The following is a 21,560-nucleotide window of genomic DNA, read 5'->3' on the forward strand; positions in this document are numbered from 1 at the left end:
GACGCACAGTGACTGTTTCGGCTTCAGCCGATTTACAGTCACGTAGACAGCTAAGTCAGTGAGACCAAGGCTCACTGCGGTGCCACCGTTCTGATTTCTGACCGATTATCTGGCAACTCGAACAGGTTAGTAACATTAGTGGTTATCTGTAATGGTTAGAAAATCTATTATTTCACCCTGACAAGGCTTTATCATTTATCCTCATAACAGACTACAATCCTTTTCTTTATCTGCCAGTAGCCAAAAAGGTTTACCTAAGCTGTTTTGGCACGTATAATAGAGGAAATGGATGTAGAAACTTACGGTGCCATTAGAGAAGAGGAGGGATAATGATGGAACAAGGACAAGTAAAATGGTTTAATAACGAAAAAGGCTATGGTTTTATTACCAGTAGTCGAACAAATGAGGATATCTTCGTACATTTTACCGGGATCCATTCTGACGGTTTTAAAACCTTAAAGGAGGGACAACACGTTATCTTTGAGTTGGCAGATGGCGTAAGAGGTGTTCAAGCAACCAAGGTTAAGGTCTTACTTTCTGAGGACGATGTTGAATGATCCGCATTTACTGCGATGCAGCTGTTAAAGGAGTAAACGGACCAGCAGGATTGGGACTAGTTATCTTAAAAGATGGACAACAGATTCAATTGTCAGAATCTTTATCCCAAGTGTACGATAATCATCAAGCGGAATTTTTAGCCATTCAAGCAGCTTTGCATTGGCTAGAAATTCAGGAGTATCATGACCAATTTATCTTTATCTATAGCGATTCAAAAACGGCAGTCTCTGCCATAAATAAGAACTATTCTAAGCATGAAATCTATAAACCAATTATGAAATCAATTATTAAACAATTAAAACAATTTCAGCAAATCCATTTGGAATGGGTAGCTGAAAAAAATAATCGTGGAGCCGATAAGCTGGCTCGTCAAGGATTACAAAGAGCTATCAAAAATCAAGAATAGGAAAGGAATAATTTTCTAATGAACCAAAAAGAAAGAATGCTGGCCAGCTTGCCCTACTTGGCTGGCGATGAACAACTAAAAAAAGAACGACTATTTGCACAAGAATTCTGTTTCGACTACAATCAGCTGCCACCATCTCAAAAGAAAGTACGCAAAGAAAAAATAAAGTCCTTTCTTGGAGCAAGTGGGCAAAGTGTTCATATCGAGTCACCATTTAGATGTGACTATGGTTATACTATCAAGGTTGGTGAAAACTTTTATTCCAACTACAACTTAACTATTCTAGATGTAGCCCCAGTTACTATTGGTGAAAATGTCATGTTTGGCCCAAATGTTTCTCTCTATACAGCAGGACATCCACTTCATCCCGAGTCAAGAAATTCAGGCTATGAATACGGTATTCCTATTACAATAGACGATAACGTTTGGCTAGGAGGAAATGTTGTCGTAAATCCTGGAGTAACGATTGGTGATAATGTCATCATAGGTGCAGGAAGTGTGGTTACCAAGGATATTCCCGCTAATAGTATTGCTATCGGAAACCCATGCCGAGTTCTAAGAGAAGTCACAGAAGAGGACCGAGACTACTATTATAAGGATAGACTTTTTGACGTGGACGATTATAAATAAAGTCTATGACCATAAATGATTGGAGTTTTTACAATGGAAAAAGTAAGAGTATTTTATAGTAGTTTATGTCCTGATACAGGTCCATTTTTTGCTGAATTAGAAAGGCTGACTATCCCTGTTGAAGGAATTGATATTACGGAAAGTATGAGAAATCTAAAACAATTTTTGGCTGTCAGAGATCACGAGACAGCATTTGTAACACGCAAAGAGTTAGGAATGGTTGGAGTGCCTTGTTTGGTGACTACAGACGATGACTATATATTTGAAGTGGCTGATTTGGCGGACTATGCAGCTAAAATTAGCTTGGAAACTAGGTGATGATATGTCTATCATTAGTGACCTATTACTAATCTACTTAGTGATTATCAATCTTTATTTGTTTTGTATAATGGGATTCGATAAGCATCAGGCTAGAAAAAAAGGAAATAGAATTTCTGAAAGACATCTGCTGGCAGTAGGGATTTCTGGGGGAAGTATTGGTGGATATCTGGGTATGAAAGTCTTTAAACATAAAACCCTACACCGTATATTCAAAGTAGCATTTGGATTAGGGTTGGTCATTGATATACTTTTAGTAGCCTTAATTTTTTACTATCAGTAGCCACCAACTAAATTTGGATTGAACGGAAGTGACAATAGCATTTGGGTAGAATTGAAACACGTTGGTTAACAGCATGGATACTTTTATTGAGCTTTATTTCGGGCTATATTAATCTGGCTTCTATTGCCTTGTTTTCAATACCGACAACACATATGACAGGGAATTTGTCCAATATGGTTTTAGAGTGGCATTCTCAGGTGTTTTCTGAGTATTATTTTTATATCATCTTGATTCTATCTTTTTTTGCTGGTGGTATTTTTAGTGGCATCATTTTTTCTAAAAAATTATTTCATCCTAGCCAACGATATGGGCTCTTAATGGTAAGTTTTGGGGTGCTTCTTCTCATTGTTAATCATTTTTTTCATGATAACCGAAAACTTTTGTGGTTTTTATCCTTTATGGTAGGGACGCAAAATGGAATGTTTATATATTTTAGAGGGACCATGATACGTACCTCGCATTTTACTGGTTATTTGACGGATGCAGGTTTTGCACTTGGAAGGATTATTAGAGGAAAATACGAAGATTTATGGAAATTGACCTTTTACCTTGCTAATATTGGTATCTTTTGTCTAGGAGGGCTAAGTTCCTTATTTGCTTATGCTTACCTTAAAACATCTATCATTCATGTGGCCGCCATGTTATATATGGTAGTGGGAACCTATTATTTTATTTTTAGGAAGGTATTTTTCAAGGATATTGTCTAATGTGAGAGGAGTCATTATGAACCTATTAATTGTAGTGGATATGCAAAATGATTTTATTGATGGAGCTTTAGGGACTAAGGAAGCTCAAGCAATCGTACCTAGAGTTTGCGCTAAAATTAAGGCTTTTGATGGAGCGGTATACTATACACAGGATACCCATTTTGAGGATTATTTAGACACTATCGAAGGGGAGCACCTACCGATTATGCACTGTCTAAAAGAAAGCCATGGCTGGCAAGTTAATTCTCAAATTATGACAGAGCTCATTCATAAACATGCTCAAGTTATTGAAAAATATACTTTTGGATCTCTAGACTTGTTAGAAAAATTGGAAGAAATTCATCAAAGAGAAGGCATTGAGCGTATTACCTTAGTTGGACTATGTACTGACATCTGTGTTATCAGCAATGCCTTACTCTTAAAAGCTAAATTTTTAGACATCCCCATTGAAGTTGATGCTACTGCGTGTGCTGGTGTGACTCTTGAGAGCCATAAGAATGCCCTGCAGGCGATGAAGATGTGTCATATTGACGTGATGGAATCATAGACAAGGAGAGTTGACCATGAAACTTTATATGAAGCAACAATTTTTTTCATTTAGAACGAAATTTGATATTTATGATATTGACCAAAATCCTGTTTATTATGTTGAAGGAACTCTCTTTACCTTATCTAAACAACGCTTTATCTATGATGTTGCAACTGGGCAGGAGTTGGCTTACTTTAAACAAGAGCTTTTTCATCTCTTTCCGACCTTTGATGTCTATGCGAGTGGAGAATTTGTGGCGACAATAAAAAAGGAGTTTTCTTTTTTCAAACCAAGATATGTTCTTCAGGGAAGTGATTGGAGCATTGAGGGAGATTTCTTTGCCCATAACTATCACATTATTGATGGGACTGGCCAGGTTATTGCAACGATTTCTAAAAAATGGTTGGCATGGTCCGATACCTTCGAATTTGATATTAATGATGCTTTGGTCAACCCAGTGGCAGTTATTGCTGTTATATTGGCCATTGATGCTGTTATGGATAGCAATAGTAGTTCATAAGAAAGTAGGTAAATGCCTCTAATGAAGCATTTTCTGTTGAGTCCATATAGAAGTTTAGTTTATCTGTTAGAATATGCTAAACGGGGGAGTACATTTGACAAGATAAAAAATTCATTTGGAAAAGTATAAGTAGGAGGGATAATGTGCTAAGCTTAGACAAGATTAGTATTATTCGAGACCAAGGTTTGGTAATAGACCAGTTGTCATTGGATATTCCGAGTAGAAAAACGACAGTTATTATTGGTCAGGCTGCTTGTGGAAAAACAACCCTTTTGCATGTAATAGCAGGGCTTCTACCCCCAGAAAAAGGTGCTATTGATACAGACCTTTCCATGAAAGAAGTAGGTCTCCTCTTGCAGAATTTTCAACTTTTTCCATGGAGAACAGTAGAGGAAAATATTTTACTAGGGATGCATAGATCTTTTATTGCTTTGGATAAAAAAAGTAATCGAGTCAAGCGTTTGGCTAATAATTTGGGTATCAGTGACTTATTGGATCTTTATCCCAAGGCTCTAACAACCAGTCAAGTGCAGCGAGTGGCAATTGCTCAGGTTCTCTCAAAAGAACCCAAGTTACTATTGATGGATGAACCAACTTCTCAACTGGATGCATTTACTTCTGAGAAAATACAAACGCTTTTAATCAGCCTACATACTTTATATGACTTAACGTCAGTCATAGTCACTCACAGTATCGAAGAAGCTCTTATCCTTGGGCATCAAATAGCTGTTATGAAAGATGGCAGAATTAGTCAGATTATAGAAAACCCACTTTATGGGCTAGCAAATATTCGACAAGAGGTTGCCTTTTTAGACTTACAAAACAAACTCCGTATTGCTTTGGGGGTGTCAAAATGAAGAAGAATCGTCTTCAAATTGGCTTATTAATCTTAACTTGCTTGTTCTTTTTGTATTTTGGTTTCAGATTCCAACTAACCCCTTATCAGATGAAGCAGGACTTTAGTGACAGTTTACTCTATTTTATTGTAGGCGGCTTTGTTACCAGTGGGCGAATCATGTCTAGTCTCATTATTGCTAGTCTGTTTTGGGGGATTAGTGGTGTAGTTGGTGGGATATTCACAAGATTTATCAAGCAAGTCTCTTTTTTATTGAACAGCATATTGGTCATACCTATTATTACTTTTTTCCCTTTGCTGATTCTATGGACAGACAAGAACATTGTAGCACTCATCTTATTTTGCTCGCTCTTAGTTGGTGTCTATCTGGCTCTTCCTATTCGTGAAGCCATCATAAAGTTACCTAAAGACTATGTAATCGTTGCTGGGAATTTACAATTTACGCCCTACATGTGGTTGGTTGAAGTGATTATACCTACTATATTGCCACATTTCTTCACAGGGTTACGGATTAGCATGTCAATTGCGACTGTCTATTTCTTCCTACTTGAGATTTATAGCCTGCAATCTGGTTTGGCCTATGCCATCTATATGAGTTTCAAGCAGTCGCAAACACTAGAAGCGGCTATTGCTATGTTATTTTTTATTTTGTTCATGCTTATGCTTCGGTATCTTATCCATAAACTCCAGGTGTTTCTAATGCCCTGGGAATATTATTTTAGAAAGCAGGTGTAAATATGCCTAATTCTCCACAGGAACGTATAAAAGAATTGACCGCCTTAAATCTAATTATGCTAACCGGTATTGTGATTGGCTTCGCGATTGGATTACTGATGAATAATATTTTGATTGGTATTCTCATTGGTATGTTGGGGGCTTTTGTGACTAGAGTCTGGTACGGAAAAAAATTAAAAAATAAGCATCAAGATGGGGAATAAGCAGTTTATTTTTTAATTTGTTAAGGGCATGTCATAATATTATCAGAAAGAGAGAGGAGTAATCATATGGAAAATACATTTTTAGAGGATATAAAAGATTTTGAAAAAATTACTGCTAGTCAAGCAGAGGAATTATTTACTAAAGAGGATGTGGTTATTTTCATTGGACGAGCTACTTGTCCTTTTTGTAGAAAGTTCGCTCCAAAAATTAGTGCAGTAGCAAAATCTAGTCATCGTAAGGTTTACTTTATTGATAGTGAAGATACCTTGGATGTAAACTCCTTAAAATATTTCCGCCAAACCTACTCAATACCAACTGTTCCAGGATTAATTGTAGCAAAGAATGGTTCTGTCAAAGTTGTTTGTGATTCTTCTTTAAATGAGGAAGAAATTACTGCATTTATTCAGTAGTAAGTTAGAAAAAATATTATTACTTTTTATGTAGTTTTTATATTAAGTTAACAAAAACCCTTTTATTACCTGCTTTTGTTTGCTACAATCAAAATGACAAATTTATAAAAAAAGGAGAATTAACTATGAATTCAGAAAGGCAACCCCGTTATCGTTTGCGCAAGTCTCACTTAGGACTCGTTTCTATTCTTTTTTGTTTTGGCCTAATACTTTGGCCGACTGGAGTGGCTCAAGCACAGGAGGGAGCAGAGCCATATAGTGATGATATAACGGTTAATATAGTTGAGCCTGAGACTAGTTCGGAAGTTGCTACTACTAGCTCAATCATTGAGGAAACAGGAGCAACTGCTAGTGATGTAACGGATCTGGAGACGATACCAGGCACTGATATGACTCGTGCAGTTATAGGAGAAGTAGAGTCAGTGACAGACGGAATATCGACAGATATAGTTGAACATGGAAGAAGCTCAGAAGCTGAAGGCATTCGTTCAAACAGATTGGGTACAGATTTAACAACTGAATCTATTCCCACACCTGGCATAGCCTCAACCGAATCTCCTGCTAGTCGCCTAGCAACTACTAGCTCACCACAAGTTGTTAAGCTCTCAGTTATTGAAACGATTACGGTGAAAACTGGAGGAAAGCTATCGCCATCAGCTTTGATTACAGGTGCTACCATTGATGGTGCCAATGCTAGTAGTGTTGTAGCAGTTACAGGTACGATTGATATGGCTACTCCAGGTACTTATCAGCTGACCTATACCTTGACAGCTAGTGATGGTACAAGTCAGACTGCAACATCAACGGTTACAGTGGTAGCTGCAGAATCCGTTAACTATCTAGAGACGGACCGTAATTACTATACTGATGTAACTATTAATAAATCCTACCTTGATTCTAAAATGACTGATATAGTGACAGCAGCTAATATTGCCCTATTAAAGTTATCTGCTGACCAAGGATTAATTCAATTTAATGAACAAATGACTTTGAATGATTTTTATGTTGTTAATAATTATTCGCCTGAAGATAACTTCTCTGGTCGATTTGGGACACCAATCCTAGATGCTAATGGTACGCGAATTAATACGCACCACCAAGGTGGGCCACTAACTCAAGTCACACCTCCAGTCGTTGCACAACGTATTTCAGGAGCTCCATATAACATCTATTCCAATACCTATCATTCACGTCTTACAGTGGGATCACCAACACATACTTATAGCAACGCGACTGTTTCATCGAATGTCAATCTCTACGGTTACGGAGAAGGTGGTACGGTCAATGATTATATGTTGACAGGGGAGAACGCTATTGTCATACCTACTCGATATAACCTTAGTCGTGATGATGTTTGGTTAACCATGAGGGGTATCATAAATGGTTCACGTAATCCTCAAGCATATTTGACTGTCATTGATAAGAATGGTAATCCAGTGGGGGGATCAAGTGATAACGCTAATTTCTATATTAATACTACAACCAATATTGGAATTACAAGCTATGGATATGATCAACTAGGAACACTTGGTAAACTTACCTTTCCAGCTGGTGCACGTACCGCTAATAATGCTTTAATTAACGTGTCCGCTGAAGATTTTGTATCGACGCTTAATACAAATTTGTTACGGATTCAAGCGAATAGTGGGGCTAATGGTGTGGCTGGTCAGATGGGGGGGCAAATCCAGTTAACTGGATTCTATCGAAATTCTGAACTTGATGGCTCTTTCACCAGTGATGTGGCAGCTAGATTAGCAGATGCTAGTAATTTAGTAAAAGTGACCTATTTCATGTATGCAAACAATATCACTGGAACCTCTAACGCCGCAATGGCAGATGTTCCTGAAGAATATCGTGACAAAATTGAGAATAATGGTACTTTGCTAAAGCTTTATTCTCCTAATGTTTCCCTTTTTCAGATTGAGACGACACGGCCAATGTTTACTAATTTTGGAGACTTAACTACTAAGATTGATTATGCGTCTGATGGGACCGGCTTTGACAACCTTCTTGGGGTCAATTCCTTTACTATTGAAGATCAAGGAATTGATGCAAGAGGAACTTCAATTGGAACGGATCTCAACCGAGTAAGGGTGCTGATTAATGGACAAGCAACAGCCTACACTCTTGAGGAACTAAAGGGAGAGCTCACTAAAAATATCTATGCTAATACCAATGTTCAATTAACGTACGTCTATGCAGCTCCTGATGCAGATGATTCTATTCTTGGACTCTTACCAACTGCCATTGCAAATGATTTAGGAGCTTATGCAGTACCTATAGTTCGGTCAATACAAGTAGTAGCTCCTGCTGCTTTTCAAGAGGTACATGAATACTATTCAGCAGTCAATGATGTTTGGAATACAAGTCCTGATGCAGTTGATACAGAAGCTATCGTAAATTATGCAGATACAACCGATGGAACTTTCACAACAGGAGCAGAATTTACTCAAGATTCTTTAAATGGTCGTATCTATGAATTAGTAAGTCTAACCAAGACTATTTCTAATCTTGATGGCAGTGAAGCTGAATCAGTTAAAATCTTATTTAGTGAGGATTCAACCATTGCCACAGATCGGAGTGAGGACTTAATTGGTAATAAGTTAATAACCTACGTCTATACCTATATTCTTCGTTCATATGTAATGAACCAAGCCCCAACAATTGAAACAGCTCCAAAAACAATTACCCAAGGTAGCGATTTTGATGTACTAGACCTGGTGATATCAGCGACAGATCCAGAGGATGGGGATGTTAAAGCAAAAGTGACAGTAGAAGATACTGGAGGATTTGATAAGGATAAGCCAGGCACCTATACAGTGACCTTTAAGGTAATCGATAGCCAAGGAGCTAGCTATACGACCACAGAGCTTGTGACAGTAGTGCCTCGTTGGACAGGAATGAACCAAGCCCCAACAATTGAAACAGCTCCAAAAACAATTACCCAAGGTAGCGATTTTGATGTACTAGACCTAGTGACATCAGCGACAGATCCAGAGGATGGGGATGTCAAAGCAAAAGTGACAGTAGAGGATACTGGAGGGTTTGATAAGGATAAACCAGGCACTTATACAGTGACCTTTAAGGTAATCGATAGCCAAGGAGCTAGTTATACGACTACAGAGCTTGTGACAGTAGTGCCTCGTTGGACAGGAATGAACCAAGCCCCAACAATTGAAACGGCTCCAAAAACAATTACCCAAGGTAGCGATTTTGATGTACTAGACCTAGTGACATCAGCGACAGATCCAGAGGATGGGGATGTTAAAGCAAAAGTAACAGTAGAAGATACTGGAGGATTTGATAAGGATAAGCCAGGCACCTATACGGTGACCTTCAAGGTAATCGATAGCCAAGGAGCTAGTTATACGACCACAGAGCTTGTGACAGTAGTGCCTCGTTGGACAGGAATGAACCAAGCCCCAACAATTGAAACAGCTCCAAAAACAATTACCCAAGGTAGCGATTTTGATGTACTAGACCTAGTGACATCAGCGACAGATCTAGAGGATGGGGATGTCAAAGCAAAAGTAACAGTAGAGGATACTGGAGGATTTGATAAGGATAAGCCAGGCACCTATACGGTGACCTTCAAGGTAATCGATAGCCAAGGAGCTAGTTATACGACCACAGAGCTTGTGACAGTAGTGCCTCGTTGGACAGGAATGAACCAAGCCCCAACAATTGCAACAGCTCCAAAAACAATTACCCAAGGTAGCGATTTTGATGTACTAGACCTAGTGACATCAGCGACAGATCCAGAGGATGGGGATGTCAAAGCAAAAGTGACAGTAGGGGATACTGGAGGGTTTGATAAGGATAAACCAGGCACTTATACAGTGACCTTTAAGGTAATCGATAGCCAAGGAGCTAGTTATACGACTACAGAGCTTGTGACAGTAGTGCCTCGTTGGACAGGAATGAACCAAGCCCCAACAATTGAAACAGCTCCAAAAACAATTACTCAAGGTAGCGATTTTGATGTACTAGACCTAGTGACATCAGCGACAGATCCAGAGGATGGAAATGTCAAAGCAAAAGTAACAGTAGAGGATACTGGAGGATTTGATAAGGATAAGCCAGGCACCTATACAGTGACCTTCAAGGTAATCGATAGCCAAGGAGCTAGTTATACGACTACAGAGCTTGTGACAGTAGTACCTCGTTGGACAGGAATGAACCAAGCCCCAACAATTGAAACGGCTCCAAAAACAATTACCCAAGGTAGCGATTTTGATGTACTAGACCTGGTGACATCAGCGACAGATCCAGAGGATGGGGATGTTAAAGCAAAAGTAACAGTAGAAGATACTGGAGGATTTGATAAGGACAAACCAGGCACCTATACGGTGACCTTCAAGGTAATCGATAGCCAAGGAGCTAGCTATACGACCACAGAGCTTGTGACAGTAGTGCCTCGTTGGACAGGAATGAACCAAGCCCCAACAATTGAAACAGCTCCAAAAACAATTACCCAAGGTAGCGATTTTGATGTACTAGACCTAGTGACATCAGCGACAGATCCAGAGGATGGGGATGTCAAAGCAAAAGTGACAGTAGGGGATACTGGAGGGTTTGATAAGGATAAACCAGGCACTTATACAGTGACCTTTAAGGTAATCGATAGCCAAGGAGCTAGTTATACGACTACAGAGCTTGTGACAGTAGTGCCTCGTTGGACAGGAATGAACCAAGCCCCAACAATTGAAACAGCTCTAAAAACAATTACCCAAGGTAGCGATTTTGATGTACTAGACCTGGTGACATCAGCGACAGATCCAGAGGATGGGGATGTTAAAGCAAAAGTAACAGTAGAAGATACTGGAGGATTTGATAAGGACAAACCAGGCACCTATACGGTGACCTTCAAGGTAATCGATAGCCAAGGAGCTAGCTATACGACCACAGAGCTTGTGACAGTAGTGCCTCGTTGGACAGGAATGAACCAAGCCCCAACAATTGAAACAGCTCCAAAAACAATTACCCAAGGTAGCGATTTTGATGTACTAGACCTAGTGACATCAGCGACAGATCCAGAGGATGGGGATGTCAAAGCAAAAGTGACAGTAGAGGATACTGGAGGGTTTGATAAGGATAAACCAGGCACCTATACGGTGATCTTCAAGGTAATCGATAGCCAAGGAGCTAGCTACGTGACAAGTACCACGATTACGGTCATTGCACCTAGTCCAGATCCAAAACCAGAACCTAAACCAGAACCTAAACCAGAACCTAAACCAGAACCTAAATCACCAGTTCATAAGAAGGCAATTTTACCTGCACTAGGTGGAGATTCAATGAGTTTATTCCATAATATTGGAGCAACTATTTTTGGATTGGCAGGATTTGGATTAGTAAGTCGTAAAAGAAAAAAGAATAGTTAATATCTATATCGTTCATAATTAGATATATCCCTTTGCCGACTAGTATGAAGTTTGGTAAAGGGATATTCTTATTGGATGATTATTTCTTAATTCTAAAGCATTTTTAGCGCTTTCAAAATATTATCTTTAAGAAAATGATGTTCCTAAACAGCTCTATAAGTTGATGTTATGGCTATCGAAACTAGTAGTGCAGTCTTGTAACTAGAAAAATTCATATCTAAAATAGTGAATGCCTGCAGATAAGCAAGACCTATGATTACATATCTGGAAATTATCTTTATTTAACTTTTGAAATCCTTTTTCTATCTTCCTTTTTAAAAATAATCTAACATTTTTTAACCTGCCTCAGCATTTATCTGTTAATCCTAAACCATTTTTAGTATCATAAACAATGGAAAAACCATTTTTCTAAATGAATGACGATTTTATAAAAATTTAGCTTTCAGATTAAGATATCGAATTTTCCAAAAAATTTTATAGAAAAGTGAGAGGTTTTAATGCTGAAAAATTGGTGGCAAGAAGTTGTTGTTTATCAAATCTATCCTAGAAGCTTTAAGGATAGTAACGGAGATGGAGTTGGAGATTTACGGGGAATTATTGAAGAATTAGATTATCTTGAAAAGCTGGGAATTGGGGCTATTTGGTTATCACCTGTTTATCAATCACCAAATGATGATAATGGGTATGATATTTCCGATTATGAAGCTATCATGACGGAGTTCGGGACTATGGAAGATATGGATGAACTGTTAGCCCAGGCCAATCAACGCAATATTAAGATCGTCATGGACTTAGTTGTTAACCACACCTCTGATGAGCATAAATGGTTTATTGAGGCAAAGAAAGGGAAAGACAACTCTTACCGTGACTATTATGTATGGGCTGACCCATCTATTGATGGTAGGCTACCAAACAATCTCCCATCAACCTTTTCTGGTCCTGCCTGGGAATTCGATGAGGACAGTGGTCAATACTACTTGCATTTATTCAGTAAAAAACAACCAGATTTGAATTGGGAAAACCCAGAGGTGCGTCAAGCTGTCTATGATATGATGAATTTTTGGATTGATAAAGGAATTGGTGGTTTCCGTATGGATGTCATCGATTTGGTCGGAAAAATTCCAATGGAAGGTATCACCGGTAATGGCCCTGAGCTTCACAAATATCTGCAAGAAATGAACCAGGCAACTTTTGGCAAGTATGATTTGTTGACGGTTGGGGAGACATGGGGGGCAACGCCAGAAATTGCTAAGCTCTACTCAAATCCTGAACGTCATGAATTATCTATGGTCTTTCAGTTCGAACATATTGGTTTGGATCAACAAGAAGGTAAGGAAAAATGGGACTTGAAGCCTATCGATATTGCCGAATTAAAAGTAGCTTTATCTAAATGGCAAACGGAATTAGGAAATGAAGGTTGGAATTCATTGTTCTGGAACAATCATGATGTACCAAGAATTGTTTCTCGATGGGGGAATGACGGAAAATACCGTATAGAGAGTGCCAAGTTATTAGCTATATTACTGCATATGATGAAAGGGACACCTTATATCTATCAGGGTGAAGAAATTGGTATGACCAATACAGCTATTTCTGATATTTCTGAGGCAAATGATATTGAAACAATCAATATGTATAAAGAGCGAGTTGAAAAAGGTTACTCAAAAGAGGAAATTATTGCTTCTATTAACGTTAAAGGAAGAGACAATGCTCGTCGTCCAATGGCTTGGAATGGCAGTCAGAATGGGGGCTTTACCAGTGGGACACCATGGCTATCTCTGAATGAGAATTATAAAGAGATAAACGTTGACCAAGCACTGGCTGATCCTAACTCTGTCTTCTATACCTACCAAAAACTGGTTCAACTCCGTAAAGACAAGCCAATCATGGTGTGGGGAGACTTTGAGTTGGTGGGCACCGCAGACCAAATATTTAGCTATTATCGCTTTTATGAAGGGGAGAAGTGGCTAATTGTTACCAACTTTTCTAATCAAGAGCAAGTCTTTTCATCTGATGACGATATGTTAGAAGTCATTATTGAAAATATGCCAACGGACTTTTCTAGTCTAAAAGAAGTAACCTTAAAACCATGGCAGGCATTTGTTGTTAGAACGAATTAATTGCACATAGTTTGAATAGTGGTCTTAGAAAGTAAAGGGGATGTTTATCCAGTTTTTTATTTGGTTTTAGAGACTCTTTAATAGTTGTAGGAACTGCTAGCATAGCTCCCATGTATTTTTCATTCTAAGGAACCAAAAAAGCAGCTCCAAGGACCTGTGCAAAAAGTTCTTAGCTAGTACATGTAGGGTATTAGAACATAAATAAAGATGCTCCAGATTACTTTCAGAAATAAAGACGGTGGCACCGTCGTGAGCCTTGGTCTCACGACTTAGCTGCCTACGTGGCTGTAAATCGGCTAAAGCCGAAATACCCACTGTGCGTCAGCTATGCTGAACACCGTTATTTCTGAAAGTAATCTGGAGCATCTTTATTCATTGGACTCTGCTTTATGTTGTTAAAGACTTTAGCACAGCTCCTTTGAGCTACTTTTTGGTGTGAGTATCCTATGTTAATTCTTTTTCATCTAATGTTTTTAAGGTATTTTGAAAATAATCTTCTAAGTAAAGAGCCAAACCATCTTGGTCATTGGTGAATGGGGTTACGTCATCAGCAATGGATTTGATATAAGGAATAGCGTTTTGCATAGCAACACCATGTCCTGCGTACTCAATCATTTCTCGGTCATTTTCTTCGTCCCCAAAGGCCATGATATCTTCTTGTTGGATATTGAAGCTTTTAGCCACTTGCTCAACACCCATAGCTTTTTGAACGCCCGTTGAGACCACCTCCAAGCAAGGTAAGGAGCCACCCCAAGTACGAACTTCTATAGTATTTCCATACCGTTTTTGTAGTTGTTCCTTCATCTGGCTTTGCTTTTCAATACCAGAAAAGAGTGTGATAGCAATTGGCGAAGTATGAGGGACAGTATTTTGCTCTAGTAGTATAGGGGCTGTTTTATCAGGGAAGAAAGGAGAGATGGGCAAGTTTTCACTGGTAGAATAATAGTGATCTTTTCCTTCGAAAATCATCAAGTTGGCATCTAAACGAGAGAAGTATTTTGACATATCTATAGCAATGTTCATATCTAATTGAACTTGATAAGCATTAAGCCAAGAAGGGTTCTCAGGGATATGGCAAAGAGCACCGTTGAAGTTGACTAAAGGATTAGAGATGTGTAATTGTTCGTATATGTGTTTTGATGTACGATATGGTCGTCCTGTTACAATGGCAATATGATGACCTAAAGATTCAATATTTTGTAGTGTTTTGATAGTTTTGTTTGTTAAAATAGACTGGTCGTTTAGAGTCGTTCCATCTAAATCAATAGCGATGAGCTTTTTCTTCATTCATTTCCTCCATAATCTTATTCTGATGACTTGTTTTCATTATTATGATACTTTACAATATTTACATAGACTGATTTTAACACAAACAGCCTCAAAATTAGAAAGAAATGGGTGTTATTTATGATAGAAGTGAAAGAATTTTTAATTGGTCCAATCCCTGTTGTTGAAGTTGTAGATACGAAACTGAAAGAACAAGCACTCCCGTTAGTGCTATTTTATCATGGCTGGACCAATAGTAAGGATGAGTCGGTTGCGTATGGTGTTGAATTAGCTAAGAAAGGTATTCGTGCTGTATTACCTGATGCTGTTTTACATGGGCAACGTAAGCGTGAACAAGGGACTTTGGGTCAAGAATTTTGGCAAGTAGTTGGTCAAAATATTATGGAGTTTCCAACTATTATTAGCTACTATCAAGAGAAAAACCTTATTTTGGACCAAAAGATAGGCGTTAGTGGACTAAGTATGGGTGGCATAACGACTTATGCCTTATTGACGCAATTTGATTGGATTAAAGCAGCGTGCAGTTTGATGGGAAACCCTGATCCAGTTGGTTTTTCTAAGTGGACACTGGACTCTCCTTGGTCAGCTGGACTTAGTGTTGAAGAGCCAAGCGATAGTGAGGCTACTGAGCTATTCACTCAGCTATCTCAAATATCTTTGCGTGAAAGACCAGAATTAATTAATCAACGACCACTTCTTTTGTGGCATGATACGGATGACATTTGGGTACCGTATGACCAGAATTTTGCATTTTACCAAGATATTAAAGGAAAAGAATTTGCTAAGAAAGTAGAGTGGGTGGAAACATCTGGTTATGGTCATAAAGTACCATTTACTATCACACAGGCTTTAGCTGAATTTTTTGCTAGAGAATTTGATACACTAAAATAAGAGAGCGAGGACTACATGGGCGAAAAAATAGAGAATACTGAAGAAATCAATGAAATGCAGGAGCGACTTTTAGAAGCTTTGGAAACAGTGATTGACCCAGAACTGGGAATTGATATTGTGAATCTTGGATTAATCTATGGTGTTGAACTGGATGAAAATGGTAAGTGTCAAGTGAATATGACTTTGACAACAATGGGCTGTCCCTTAGCAGATATCATTACCGATGAGATTCACCGAGCCCTGAAAAGTGTAGAAGGGGTTAAGGAAGTTGATGTCAAATTAGTATGGTATCCAGCTTGGGGGCCTGAACGTATGAGTCGTTATGCTAGGATTGCGTTGGGGATTCGATGATGCATAAACAACTTTCTTGAAAGAAATATATCGGTTAAATAAATACGTTGATACGAGGCTGGCTTCAAGTTATTAACATATACAAAACGGGGCTTAAGACACAAATAAAGCTTGTCCAGATTGGTTTCAGAAATAAATACGGTGGCTACTTAGTGAAACAAGGTGAGCCTTGGTCTCACGACTTAGCTGTCTACGTGGCTGTAGTCGGCTAAAGCCGAACACCGTTATTTCTGAAACCAATCTGGACAAGCTTTATTTTTTGGAGTCTGCTAGGACTTGAGCCCAGTCCCATCAACGACTGTGCAGCAGCTATGCTAAACACTGTTATTTCTGAAACTGGTCTCTAAAATCTTTCTTTCTTAGAGTATAATCTGTATCTGTTGAGGACTTGAGCCTGGTCCCTGTGAATTAGAGATACTCGCATATCTTTTTTAGTGAAGAATTAATTGGATAAGAGTAGTCATTATGCAAGACAAAATGTTTGACCTTAACTGACCAATTGTGTATAATAGTAACTATAAAGAAAATAAAAAACTATTGCCGTTTGGTGTCGCCCAAAAGGCTATGCCAATGCAAACCAGTAAGGAGGATGTTTATGAATATTGAAAAAATGACCACTACTCTCCAACAGGCACTCGGTGATGCACAGCAAATTTGTGTGGTAAGAAAACAACAAGAAATTGACATTGTACAACTATGGAAAGTATTTTTACAACCTGACCATTTTGTAAGGAATCTCTACCTCGATTTAGGTGTAGATACTGACTTATTAGAAGGCTATGTTGATGATCAACTAGATCGTATCCCTGTAGTTAACGGAGAAAATGTTCTGTATGGCCAATCACTTAGTCAAAACCTATTCCGCTTGTTTAACGAAGCAGAAAAAATTCGAGCTGAATTTCATGATGATTTCCTATCAACAGAAATAGTTGTCTTGGCTCTAATGAACCTAAAAAACAATCCATTGACCAAAGAATTGGAAAGACTTGGATTGACCAAAAAAGAATTGCAAGAAAAAATACTAAAAATAAGAGGAGGAGATAGAGTGACCTCACAAAATCAAGAAGAACAATATGAAGCATTAAGTAAATATGCTCAAAACTTAAATGAAGCAGTAAAATCTGGTAAGCAAGATCCAGTAATCGGGCGTGACGAAGAAATTCGTGACGTGATTCGAATCTTATCTCGTAAGACAAAAAATAACCCTGTCCTAATTGGAGAACCAGGAGTTGGTAAGACAGCTATCGTAGAAGGATTAGCCCAAAGAATCGTGAGACGTGACGTTCCGGAAAATTTAAAAGATAAGACAATCTTTTCCTTAGATATGGGTGCTCTTATCGCAGGGGCTAAGTTCCGTGGTGAATTTGAAGAACGGTTGAAAGCTGTACTAAAAGAAGTGACTAAATCAGAAGGGCAAATCATTCTATTTATTGATGAAATTCATACCATTGTTGGTGCTGGAAAAACAGAAGGTTCTATGGATGCAGGAAACTTGCTAAAACCAATGCTGGCGCGTGGAGAATTGCACTGTATTGGTGCAACTACTTTAGATGAGTACCGTGAAAATATGGAAAAAGATAAGGCACTTGAACGCCGTTTCCAAAAAGTAATGGTTAAGGAACCTAGTGTGGAGGATACTATCTCTATATTACGTGGCTTGAAAGAGCGCTTTGAAATTCATCATAGCGTAAATATTCAAGACAGTGCTTTAGTTGCAGCTGCCACTTTATCCAACCGCTATATTACTGATCGCTTTTTACCAGACAAGGCAATCGATTTAGTGGATGAAGCGTGTGCAACCATTCGTGTAGAAATGAATTCTATGCCTACTGAACTAGACCACGCAACCCGCCGTCTCATGCAATTGGAAATAGAAGAAGCAGCTCTAAAAATGGAAAAAGATGATGCTTCTAAAAAACGTCTTCTCATTTTACAGGAAGAATTGGCTGAATTACGTGAAGAAACCAATAGCTTACGCATGAAATGGGAAATCGAAAAAGAAGAAGTTAACCATATCAGAAATAAACGTGAAGAAATCGATCAAGCAAAACACCAATTGGAAGAAGCTGAGTCTGATTACAATCTAGAAAAAGCAGCAGAGTTAAGACATGGTCGTATTCCTACGCTTGAAAAAGAATTGAAAGACCTAGAGGAAGCAGCTAAGGAAAGATCAGATCGTTCCGAAAAATTGGTCCAAGAGTCTGTCACAGCAGAAGAAATTGCACGCGTTGTTGGACGATTGACCGGAATACCTGTAACTCGATTAGTCGAGGGCGAACGTGAAAAGTTACTTCATTTAGAAGATACCTTACATGAACGTGTTATTGGACAAGATGAAGCGGTTGAAACTGTTAGTGATGCTGTGTTGCGTTCTCGTGCCGGTTTGCAAAACCCTGACCAACCAATCGGATCCTTCCTATTCTTAGGTCCAACAGGAGTAGGGAAAACGGAGCTGGCAAAAGCTTTAGCAGAAGTTTTATTTGATTCAGAAGATCATATGGTTCGTATTGATATGAGTGAGTACATGGAGAAATTTTCCGTGTCTCGTTTAGTTGGAGCTCCTCCAGGCTATGTTGGTTATGAAGAAGGAGGGCAGCTAACAGAAGCTGTTCGTAGAAGTCCTTACACGATAGTACTTTTAGACGAAATAGAAAAAGCTCACCCGGATGTCTTCAATATCTTATTACAAGTCTTAGATGATGGACGACTAACTGATTCCAAGGGTCGAGTTGTTGACTTCAAAAATACTGTTCTAATCATGACCAGTAATATTGGCTCTCAATACCTTCTAGAAACACAAGCAGATGGGGTTATTGATAGTGAAACACGCTATGAAGTGGAAAACTTACTAAAATCAACCTTTAAGCCGGAGTTTCTAAATCGAATTGATGATACAATCTTCTTTACGCCACTTTCTAGAGAAAATATCAAAGGAATTGTTACTAAGATGACGAATCATCTAAGCGAAAGATTAGCTGACCAGGATATTCAGTTAGTTGTTGAGGATAGTGTCAAAGATTGGATTGCTAAAAATGCATATAACCCTGTTTATGGGGCTAGACCTATTGCAAGATACATTCAACATTCGATTGAGACACCTTTAGCTAAACTTGTTATAAAAGGGGACGTTATGCCAGGTAACCTTGTTACTGCCAAACTGATAGATGATCAATTAGAGTTTGAAGTTACCGAACTGGAAGAATAAATCGTTGAAAATTGATAGAGGTTTGAGCTGGGCTCAAGTCATTACAAATACAAAGTAGCCCTCCAAGAAATAAAGCTTGTCCGGATTAGTTTCAGAAATAATGACGGTGGCACCGCCGTGAGCCTTGGTCTCACGGCTTAGCTGTCTACGTGGCTGTAATTGGCTAAAGCCAAAACAGCCACTGTGCGTCAGCTATGCTTTACACCGTTATTTCTGAAACTAATCCGGACAAGCTTTATTTCTGTCTTAATACCACACTTGCACTAGTTAGTGAGTTGAGCCCAGCCACTTCGAGATTTTGTGTATGAGTCTTAGCAAACGATACTTGTATTGTTTGTGGCAAAGAAAAAAGCTTTGTAAATCAACATTTTGATAGAGAAGTATCTTTTTATGATTTCTACTGTGTGTTTGATTATTAGTATTAAAGCGTTTTATGGTATGATGAATACAAGCTAGTTGTGCAATAACTCCTTTAAGTGGATACTTTGTCAATTAGTGAGCTTTCAAGAATAGATTTGAAAATTTTGAGGAAAGGAGGCAAACAAATGGATTTCTTATTACTCAGTTTGGGCTTTATAGGGGTAGTTATTGTACTATTTTCTAATAACTACTATATAGGGGGCAGCATTTCTGTAGTAAGTTTTCTAAGTTATTTTCTCTTGCAACCCAAACCATCTTGGATCTCTGCTCTAATTCTTTTTGCTGGTATGATTATGATCGCTTTTGAGATTATTATTCCAGGATTTGGAGTTATGGGAGTAGTAGGAGGGCTTTTCTTATTCTGGGGAATTTTCTTATCGAATGGAGATTGGTTGGATGCGTTAACGGATATTACTATCTCAACATTGTTGGTGATAACATTGGTAATAGTGTTAATTCGGAAAGGCTATCGAGTGAGGCTAGGAGAAAGACTGGTCTTAGAAAATGCTTTGAATGAATCAAGAGGGTATTCTTCAGTACCAAATTATTCATTCTTGCAAGGAAAGATTGGACAAGCGAAAACTATCTTACGTCCAGTTGGTAGGATCATGATTGATCAGTCAGAATATGATGCTGTATCTACAGGAGATGTTATTCCGGCTGGAAAAGCTATCATCGTTACCAAAGTAGAGGGTAGTAAAATTGTTGTTAGAGAGTACTAAAATATTATAGGACAGGGGGAAAGAAAATGTATAACACAAATCCAATTTCAAGTTATATTGGTATTTTGGCTGTTGTTTTTATTGTTTTAATATTATTATTATTATTTTTCCGTTTTGTGCCAATTGGTTTATGGATTACAGCTTACTTCTCAGGCGTTAAAGTTGGGGTAGGCACCTTAATTGGGATGAGACTTCGCCGAGTTGCACCACAAAAAATTGTTCAACCCTTGATTAAAGCAACTAAGGCTGGACTAACTATCGATATCAATGAACTGGAAGCCCACTATCTGGCGGGTGGAGATATTAATATGGTTATTGATGCTTTAATTGCCGCGCAACGTGCTAATATTGATTTAGAATTTGAGCAAGCAGCGGCTATTGATTTGGCAGGTAGAAACGTGTTCGAAGCTGTTCAAGTATCAGTTAACCCTAAAGTGATTGAAACACCAATTATCGCTGGTGTGGCAATGGATGGTATTGAGGTTCAAGCAAAGGCCAAAGTAACCGTTCGTGCTAACATTGAACGCCTTGTCGGAGGAGCCGGTGAAGAAACGATTATTGCCCGTGTTGGTGAAGGGATTGTAACAACGGTTGGTTCAGCTATGCAGCACAAATCTGTCTTAGAAAATCCAGATTCCATTTCTCAAACGATTTTGAAAAAAGGACTAGATTCAGGAACAGCTTTTGAAATCCTATCTATTGATATCGCGGATGTGGATGTGGGTAGAAATATTGGGGCAAAACTTCAAGCTGAACAAGCTGAAGCAGACAAAAAAATTGCACAGGCCAAAGCAGAAGAACGTCGCTCTTTAGCGGTTGCTCAAGAACAAGAAATGTTAGCTGAAGTACAACGGATGAGAGCGAAAGTAGTAGAAGCAGAATCGCAAATCCCGTTAGCGATGGCAGAAGCACTTCGTTCAGGAAAGTTGGGGGTTATGGATTACTATCAGTTGAAAAATATTCAATCTGATACCAATATGAGAAACGCTATTGGACAATCAACTCCAGAAGAACGTGATTAATC

At 38.6% G+C, this 21,560-nt stretch carries 20 protein-coding genes; 19 read left to right on the forward strand and 1 reads right to left on the reverse strand.

Features of this window, described 5'->3' with window-relative positions:
• Positions 1 to 332 precede the first annotated feature (332 nt).
• From NPA36_RS04265 to NPA36_RS04330, 14 genes are all read left to right on the forward strand, one after another.
• Positions 333 to 557: a cold-shock protein gene (locus NPA36_RS04265; protein ID WP_256944869.1), complete on the forward strand. Its 225-nt coding sequence runs from the start codon at positions 333 to 335 to the stop codon at positions 555 to 557.
• On the forward strand, positions 554 to 964 hold the full coding sequence (locus NPA36_RS04270) for a ribonuclease HI family protein (protein WP_256944870.1): 411 nt from the start codon (positions 554 to 556) through the stop codon (positions 962 to 964). The genes NPA36_RS04265 and NPA36_RS04270 overlap by 4 nt, the downstream gene beginning before the upstream one ends.
• Before the next feature lie 18 nt (positions 965 to 982).
• Complete coding sequence (locus NPA36_RS04275; RefSeq protein WP_256944871.1) at positions 983 to 1,594, forward strand: sugar O-acetyltransferase; 612 nt, start codon at positions 983 to 985, stop codon at positions 1,592 to 1,594.
• 33 nt (positions 1,595 to 1,627) lie between these two features.
• The gene (locus NPA36_RS04280; protein ID WP_256944872.1) at positions 1,628 to 1,912 is read left to right on the forward strand and encodes a glutaredoxin; all 285 of its coding nucleotides are present in this window, start codon (positions 1,628 to 1,630) and stop codon (positions 1,910 to 1,912) included.
• Positions 1,913 to 1,916: 4 nt separating this feature from the next.
• On the forward strand, positions 1,917 to 2,195 hold the full coding sequence (locus NPA36_RS04285) for a DUF1294 domain-containing protein (RefSeq protein ID WP_256944873.1): 279 nt from the start codon (positions 1,917 to 1,919) through the stop codon (positions 2,193 to 2,195).
• A 41-nt stretch (positions 2,196 to 2,236) separates the two neighbouring features.
• Positions 2,237 to 2,902 (forward strand): YoaK family protein, encoded by a 666-nt coding sequence (locus NPA36_RS04290; protein WP_256944874.1) that lies wholly within the window; start codon positions 2,237 to 2,239, stop codon positions 2,900 to 2,902.
• Positions 2,903 to 2,918: 16 nt separating this feature from the next.
• Positions 2,919 to 3,449 (forward strand): cysteine hydrolase family protein, encoded by a 531-nt coding sequence (locus NPA36_RS04295; RefSeq protein WP_256944875.1) that lies wholly within the window; start codon positions 2,919 to 2,921, stop codon positions 3,447 to 3,449.
• A gap of 16 nt (positions 3,450 to 3,465) precedes the next feature.
• Positions 3,466 to 3,951 carry an LURP-one-related/scramblase family protein gene (locus NPA36_RS04300; protein WP_256944876.1) on the forward strand — a complete coding sequence of 162 codons (486 nt, stop codon included), beginning with the start codon at positions 3,466 to 3,468 and terminating at the stop codon, positions 3,949 to 3,951.
• 143 nt (positions 3,952 to 4,094) lie between these two features.
• Positions 4,095 to 4,808, forward strand: a complete 714-nt coding sequence (locus NPA36_RS04305) for an ATP-binding cassette domain-containing protein (protein ID WP_256944877.1) — start codon at positions 4,095 to 4,097, stop codon at positions 4,806 to 4,808.
• The gene (locus NPA36_RS04310; protein WP_256944878.1) at positions 4,805 to 5,542 is read left to right on the forward strand and encodes an ABC transporter permease; all 738 of its coding nucleotides are present in this window, start codon (positions 4,805 to 4,807) and stop codon (positions 5,540 to 5,542) included. Before NPA36_RS04305 ends, NPA36_RS04310 begins: the two co-directional genes overlap by 4 nt.
• Before the next feature lie 2 nt (positions 5,543 to 5,544).
• Positions 5,545 to 5,745 carry a hypothetical protein gene (locus NPA36_RS04315; protein ID WP_256944879.1) on the forward strand — a complete coding sequence of 67 codons (201 nt, stop codon included), beginning with the start codon at positions 5,545 to 5,547 and terminating at the stop codon, positions 5,743 to 5,745.
• 66 nt (positions 5,746 to 5,811) lie between these two features.
• Complete coding sequence (locus NPA36_RS04320; protein WP_256944880.1) at positions 5,812 to 6,156, forward strand: thioredoxin domain-containing protein; 345 nt, start codon at positions 5,812 to 5,814, stop codon at positions 6,154 to 6,156.
• Between the two features lie 125 nt (positions 6,157 to 6,281).
• The gene (locus tag NPA36_RS04325; protein WP_256944881.1) at positions 6,282 to 11,540 is read left to right on the forward strand and encodes an immunoglobulin-like domain-containing protein; all 5,259 of its coding nucleotides are present in this window, start codon (positions 6,282 to 6,284) and stop codon (positions 11,538 to 11,540) included.
• A gap of 497 nt (positions 11,541 to 12,037) precedes the next feature.
• Positions 12,038 to 13,660, forward strand: a complete 1,623-nt coding sequence (locus tag NPA36_RS04330) for a glycoside hydrolase family 13 protein (protein WP_256944882.1) — start codon at positions 12,038 to 12,040, stop codon at positions 13,658 to 13,660.
• A gap of 444 nt (positions 13,661 to 14,104) precedes the next feature.
• Here NPA36_RS04330 and NPA36_RS04335 read toward each other — a convergent pair whose 3' ends face one another.
• The gene (locus NPA36_RS04335; RefSeq protein ID WP_256944883.1) at positions 14,105 to 14,947 is read right to left on the reverse strand and encodes a Cof-type HAD-IIB family hydrolase; all 843 of its coding nucleotides are present in this window, start codon (positions 14,945 to 14,947) and stop codon (positions 14,105 to 14,107) included.
• Positions 14,948 to 15,067: 120 nt separating this feature from the next.
• Here NPA36_RS04335 and NPA36_RS04340 point away from each other — a divergent pair, with 120 nt between their 5' ends.
• The 5 genes from NPA36_RS04340 (at position 15,068) to floA (ending at position 21,558) form a co-directional block, all read left to right on the forward strand.
• Positions 15,068 to 15,838 (forward strand): prolyl oligopeptidase family serine peptidase, encoded by a 771-nt coding sequence (locus tag NPA36_RS04340; protein ID WP_256944884.1) that lies wholly within the window; start codon positions 15,068 to 15,070, stop codon positions 15,836 to 15,838.
• A gap of 15 nt (positions 15,839 to 15,853) precedes the next feature.
• Entirely contained in the window at positions 15,854 to 16,189 is a 336-nt protein-coding gene (locus tag NPA36_RS04345; RefSeq protein ID WP_256944885.1) for a metal-sulfur cluster assembly factor, read from the forward strand.
• 595 nt (positions 16,190 to 16,784) lie between these two features.
• Positions 16,785 to 19,394, forward strand: a complete 2,610-nt coding sequence (gene clpB / locus NPA36_RS04350) for an ATP-dependent chaperone ClpB (protein ID WP_256944886.1) — start codon at positions 16,785 to 16,787, stop codon at positions 19,392 to 19,394.
• Between the two features lie 545 nt (positions 19,395 to 19,939).
• On the forward strand, positions 19,940 to 20,536 hold the full coding sequence (locus tag NPA36_RS04355) for an NfeD family protein (protein WP_256944887.1): 597 nt from the start codon (positions 19,940 to 19,942) through the stop codon (positions 20,534 to 20,536).
• Positions 20,537 to 20,562: 26 nt separating this feature from the next.
• A complete protein-coding gene (gene floA, locus NPA36_RS04360) occupies positions 20,563 to 21,558 on the forward strand; it encodes a flotillin-like protein FloA (RefSeq protein ID WP_256944888.1) in 996 nt (331 codons plus the stop codon).
• Positions 21,559 to 21,560: the final 2 nt, after the last annotated feature.

Source organism: Granulicatella seriolae, from assembly GCF_024543085.1.
In the GTDB taxonomy this organism is placed as follows: Bacteria; Bacillota; Bacilli; order Lactobacillales; family Aerococcaceae; genus Granulicatella; species Granulicatella seriolae.